3 protein-coding genes and 1 pseudogene are annotated in these 4,537 nt (G+C 55.5%); all 4 read left to right on the top strand.

Translation table 11 applies throughout. The features are described 5' to 3' along the window. Positions 1–930, top strand: a pseudogene (locus VAE55_RS12665) (sialidase family protein); the annotation flags it as partial. Between the two features lie 26 nt (positions 931–956). Further along, positions 957–2,624, top strand: coding sequence for a hypothetical protein (locus VAE55_RS12660; RefSeq protein WP_322816136.1), 1,668 nt, complete (start codon positions 957–959; stop codon positions 2,622–2,624). 151 nt (positions 2,625–2,775) lie between these two features. Next, on the top strand, positions 2,776–3,573 hold the full coding sequence (locus VAE55_RS12655) for an alpha/beta hydrolase (RefSeq protein ID WP_322816135.1): 798 nt from the start codon (positions 2,776–2,778) through the stop codon (positions 3,571–3,573). Between the two features lie 760 nt (positions 3,574–4,333). After that, positions 4,334–4,537 (top strand): hypothetical protein (locus VAE55_RS12650; protein ID WP_322816134.1); only part of this gene is annotated, 204 nt, incomplete at its 3' end.

The following is a 4,537-nucleotide window of genomic DNA, read 5'->3' as shown; positions in this document are numbered from 1 at the left end:
GATGAAGGTGCCGACTGGTACGCCGGCCAGGGTCAGCCGCACTACGGTGTCTATCGGCGTTCAGACGATGGCGGTGAGACGTGGACGACACCGGTCAAATTTCGCTTACCGACAACTGTTGTCCAACTGTTGCGGCAACAACAGGGCAACCAGCAACAGTCGACCAATGATCTGCCAGGACCACCGTTGGAAGCGGTACAGCAGACGGCACTGACCGTTGATGCCGTGGGAAATCCGTTTGTCGTCTTTCGCGGTGTGCGCAACGACCGGCTCTACTTTCAGCGGTCACTCGATGGCGGCGACACCTGGACACCTCCGGTTGAGCTGCCGTATGTACGTGCCCGCAATATCGGTGACAACAACCTCGACTACTACAGTCTGGCAAATGACAGTGCCGGTAATGTCCATCTCTTGATGGTGGGATTTACGGCGGGCACGGAAACCGGCGACAGGCCGCCGGCCTTGATCCATATAACCTTCGACGGCACGCGCTGGCTGCCACCGCGCATCATTATGCAGAACGATCTCTACCCGGAACTTCCACGGCTGGCGATCTACGAAGGCAACCAGCTTCACGCCGTCTGGTTCACCCGTTCACGGCTATTTGAGGGAGATCGGCTCGAAGACCGACCGATTCACCAAATCTGGTACAGCACCGCTCGCCTGAATCTGCCGGCCCGTCCAGGATTACCACTCTTCACACCAACACCATTACCGCCAGCACTCACGGCAGCGGCAGGTGTTGTCGTTGAACCAACACCAACACCCGTCGTTCTGTCAGAGACGATTCGGAATGCCCCGGCATTGCAAGAACCGATGAACTGGGAGCGCGGGGGATTGGCGGTCATCGGTATCGCGTTGGCCTTTACGATTGGCATTCTCGGTGCAATCGGCGGATTGATCATCTTTATTCGCAATCGCCGACACTAAACTCAACCAGCAGGCAGGAGCATGATATGGCAATAACGCAAACGACCGAACTGAACGCCATCGAGCAGCATGCAGCCCAGCGAGTGAACCTCAACACTGCTGAATGGCGATTTTACGGGATTGTCATCCTCGGTTTGATGCTGGTGATTTGGGCGCCAATCGTCTTCGCGTTTGTCACCGCCCCACCTGATCGGCAATTCATGGGCGTTATTGATGGCGTCCCGGATCACAACCAGTATTTCGCGTGGCTACGCAGCTTCACGCATAGCGACCTGGCGGCCAACCGTCTGACACCGGAAGCCAACGAACCGGCCTTCTTCAACCTGCTCTGGTGGACAACGGCGCGCTTCAGCGTCATCACCGGCGTATCGTACATCACCGCCTACACCATCCTGCGCCTGGTGGCAATTCTCTCGCTCCTCGCCAGTCTGCTGATCTTCCTGCCGTTGATCAACGACCAACCCCGGCAACGTCAGATTGCGTTCTGGCTGATCTGTACGAGCGGTGGCCTGGGAGTCATCTGGATCATTGTCAAGTATGCCGTCAGCTTACCTGAAGCGCCCTTCCCGATCAGTATCTACACCGTCGAGCCAAACACGCTCATGATCATGCAGGCGTTTCCGCACTTTACGATGGCCTTAGCCCTGATCATCGCCATCTTCAGTCTGATGCTGCTGGCATGGCGAACGAAGCAATCACGGTATGCGGTCGCTGCCGGGATCGTTGGTGCGGTACTGGCGCTTCAGCACGCCTACGATCTCCTGATCGTCTACAGCGCATTAGGACTGTTTGGGCTATTCGTCTGGTGGCGTGACCGACGGTTTCCGGCTGTCCTCTTCAAACAAGGGGTTATCCTGGCAATCTTTTCGGCGCCCGGAGCGCTCTACCTGGCCTATCTGGTGGCGAACGAACCCACGTGGGGGCGTAAGCTCGAACAATTTGATAATGCCGGCATCTTCACCCCAAACCCGTTATTACTCATCATCTTACTGGGTGTACCGCTCTTGCTGGCGTTTGCCGGTTTGCGCAAGCGGATGTTCTTCAGTCGTGACGACCGGGAAATATTTCTGGTTTCATGGTTTGTAATACACTTCGGGCTGATGTATCTCCCGCTCAAATTTCAGATTCACATGCTGCTCGGCCTGCAAATTCCGATGATGCTACTGGCGGCAAAATATATTGACGAGCATCTGATACCGGTACTCCGCCAGCGTGGGAAGTGGGTACTCAATATTGGGTTGGTTGCGGTATTTGGCCTCAGCATCATCACCAGCGTCTACATCCAGGTCTGGCGCTTCGTCTATCTGGCCCGTTACGAACAGCCACACTACCTGACGAACGATGAAATTGCGGCCTTACAATGGCTCCAACAGCGGACGACCGGCAACGATGTCGTGTTGGCCGATATTGAATTCGGCCAGTTTGTACCGGTCTGGAGCGATGCCCGTGCGTACATTGCCCACTGGGCCGGAACGCTCGATTTCTACACCAAGCGCGACAATTCCCGCATTGTGCTCGATCCGGCAACATCGGCGACTCAACGTCGGCAACTGATCGATGAGTTCCAGGTCTCATACGTGGTGATACGTGACCGTGACGGTAATCGAGCTGAACTGACCAGGCAAAGCGCTGACACGTTAGAGCCGGTATATGAGAATGCAACGGTATCGATTTATCGGGTCAGGGGGAGGTGATCGAACAACGCCAAACATCAAGGCTGCAATCGGTACAACCGGTACGAAGCATTCTGATCTCAAACCATCTTTTACAATAAACAATTCTTATCAACCTCATCACATTAAGAATATTAACATCGTCCAATCCATCACACAAATGCTGGTACATTTGCCTAAACTAACGATATATCTCATCGTAATCCTAACCCTCACCGGTTGCACGTCGGCCAGCCAACCAGAGGCTCGACCGACACCAAACCTCGATCCGATCAGTGCCACCCGATACGAGGTTCGCTTCAAGGCAAATGATGGGATTGAGCTGGCCAGCGAATTAACGCTTCCACGCAATCGTTCACAACCAGCGCTGGCCGTGATCATTCATCACTCAGGGCCGGTTGACCGTGATGCCTACGGGTACCTGGCTGAACTGCTGGTCGCCCGTGGCTACGCCGTCTTTCGGTTTGACAAACGGGGGACAGGTGCCAGTGAAGGTATGTATGGCTGTTGTGAAGCCCAAGACGCGCTGGCAGCGTATCGCACCGCAGTTCACCAACCCGGCATCGATTCGGGTCGTGTCTTCATCATTGCCCAGAGCATTGGAACGCGCTATGTCGCAGATCTATTCGACGCATACGTTGCCGCTTCACCGCCCTGTGGCGTGGCACTGCTCTCGAATTTGCTCGGCCCGGATGAGATTTTTGCAATTTCTGCCCCTGTGCATGTGATCGTTGCGGATAGTGAACCGGAACTCCAACGGATTGGGCCTGACGCAGTTGCCGCCCACAATGCGCATTGGCCGTATGGAGCCAGCCTTTACATCGCGGAAGGCGCTGAACATACCTTGTTCGATATTCGTGATGGCCCGATTGATTGGAGCAATCCTGATTGGGTACATCGCTACCACCGGGGCGCAATGGCGAGTCTGCTGGATTGGATGGATGGGCAGCAGTGTGGTGATGCAGGATGATACGACAATAACTGGATCACGGGGTTTAGGGCGAACATCCCCGTCGTCAGGACAGCCCCGCCGGATAATGCAGGCTGAAGCCCTCCCTCACGACCTGCAACCCCCGCTGGGGCTACTCATCAGTGCGCCCGGCTCCCCCACCCCGCCGCCAGGCCGGTCCCGGCGGGACTTCCACGTATTGAAGTAGGGTTTTAACTAACCGACCCAAACCAACTCGCCAGGACTGTGGTTTGGCGCTACATAATTGCCTTTAACAGCCAGAGCTTCTCTCATTCCTGACCGACTCTCTGATCGTAACGAGCACATCCAGCATCCCCGTGACCAGTAGGGTCAACGGTATGCCACGCACCGGATCGTGAGCACGGCTGCTTCGGCAGCATGGCTGCCGCACTCCAAACGGTGCGACACGGGTATGACAGGCGGGCAAGACAACCAATCCGGCGTCTGCCGACACGACCGGAGCTGGGCCCTGCCAACGGGTCAGGATCAGGATAGGCTGGCTGGGCAATTGGCAAGCATTCATGAAGCTGTGCGACCGTCTGGGAGCACGACAGCAAAGCTTTTATGAAATAGGCTCGGCTCTTTGCACAGATACTCTTCCGAGATTGTCAACTCTCATTCGATGGGGTTTAGCTCTCGCTTCAGACTCTCCCAATTACCCGGCAAGTGACGTAATATTCATTAACTCTCCCATAACATTCAAACGTTGTTTAAGTTTTGTTCTTACACTCATGCTACAGCAAATAGGGGGAGGGGGATCGTGAGACCACCACACATATCGGCAATCTGGCTTCGCTTGACCAGCGCATTGACAATCACGTTACTTTTACTGCTCGTTATCGGTAGTTTGTTGCCGGTAACCCCAGTTTCGGCCACAATTCCCAACCGACAGACGTGGGTGCATCAACCGGGAACGTGTCCACCGGCCCTCGAAGGCGCCGTCTTCGGTCTGGCCGGCGATGCT

This window comes from Chloroflexus sp. (assembly GCF_034432675.1).
Taxonomy (GTDB): domain Bacteria; phylum Chloroflexota; class Chloroflexia; order Chloroflexales; family Chloroflexaceae; genus Chloroflexus.
The sequence above is the reverse complement of the archived record's forward strand: the minus strand, read 5'-3'. Positions and strand labels throughout refer to the sequence as shown.